General features: G+C 45.4%; 2 protein-coding genes and 3 tRNA genes. 4 read left to right on the forward strand and 1 reads right to left on the reverse strand.

The features are described from left to right. From N2317_08805 to N2317_08820, 4 genes are all read left to right on the forward strand, one after another. The coding region (locus N2317_08805; GenBank protein ID MCX7817587.1) for an AMMECR1 family protein at window positions 1-269 on the forward strand (269 nt) is incomplete at its 5' end. Between the two features lie 217 nt (window positions 270-486). After that, window positions 487-562: transfer RNA gene (locus N2317_08810), tRNA-Thr, on the forward strand. 17 nt (window positions 563-579) lie between these two features. Further along, window positions 580-661 (forward strand) — tRNA-Tyr (locus N2317_08815). Window positions 662-723: 62 nt separating this feature from the next. Then, window positions 724-799 (forward strand) — tRNA-Gly (locus N2317_08820). Between the two features lie 14 nt (window positions 800-813). On the opposite strand, the gene N2317_08825 is transcribed toward N2317_08820, so the two are convergent. Continuing rightward, the coding region (locus N2317_08825) for a hypothetical protein (GenBank protein ID MCX7817588.1) at window positions 814-1,084 on the reverse strand (271 nt) is incomplete at its 5' end.

Raw genomic sequence — 1,084 nt, forward strand, 5'->3', positions numbered from 1 at the left:
TTGAAATTGTATCCATAGAAATATCTGTTCTGAGCGAGCTAAAACGCATCAGAGATGTACAAGAAATTGTGGTGGGTACTCATGGTATTTATATTGTGAGAGGATTTCACTCAGGTCTGTTACTACCCCAAGTAGCGACGGAATACAAGTGGGATAGAAAACAATTTCTCGAGGAAACGTGCTACAAAGCTGGACTCGATCCCGATGCGTGGAAGGATGAGGAAACAAAAATATATATATTTGAGGCAGAGATTTTTGGCGAAGAATGAGACATGGGATGATTTTCACTGTATCGCATTTTTAAGGGTTACGGTGGAAAGGGGGTATCCCGTGAGAGTGCCGACACTTAGATGGGCATTATTTGATATATAATTAACCTTTTAAAAATTTATTGACAAAAAATTAAATTCAAATTAGTATTCAAAATTCGTTATTATACTTTGATACTGCGTTTGTTCGGGGAACCCGGTAGAGATGAAAAAGCAAGCTGGCGTAGCTCAACAGGTAGAGCAGCTGATTTGTAATCAGCAGGTTGCGGGTTCGAGTCCCATCGCCAGCTCCAATGTCACGATGAATGTGGGAGGGGTACCCGAGTGGCCAAAGGGAGCAGACTGTAAATCTGCCGGCTAAGCCTTCGGAGGTTCGAATCCTCCCCCCTCCATCAGAGGACGGTGAATGATAAAAACCGGCGTCTTCGAGAAGAGAGGTGTCGGATAAACGAGAGCGGGAATAGCTCAGGGGCTAGAGCGTCAGCCTTCCAAGCTGAGGGTCGCGGGTTCGAATCCCGTTTCCCGCTCCAGCTTATTAATAGTGTCAGTGTCTTCCTGTGATATTTGCCGCATAAACACATAGAATTCCATGGGTTTTTCTGAGAGCACTCTGTTCTGAAAGGGTATCTCTCTCAGGAGAGATACTCCACACCGGATATCCGTGGAAACTCAGCGATACCTGGAAGAAGGAGAATTCTGTGCGCGGAAGTATCTTAGGGGTCAAGAGTGAACCTACTTCTTGTATGGTGGCAAGTGAGGAGTAATCACTGGAAGTATTCAGCCCACGTAGCTCAGTAGGTAGAGCACATCCTTGG

This window comes from Syntrophales bacterium (genome assembly GCA_026417625.1).
Lineage (GTDB): Bacteria > Desulfobacterota > Syntrophia > Syntrophales > UBA8958 > JAOACW01.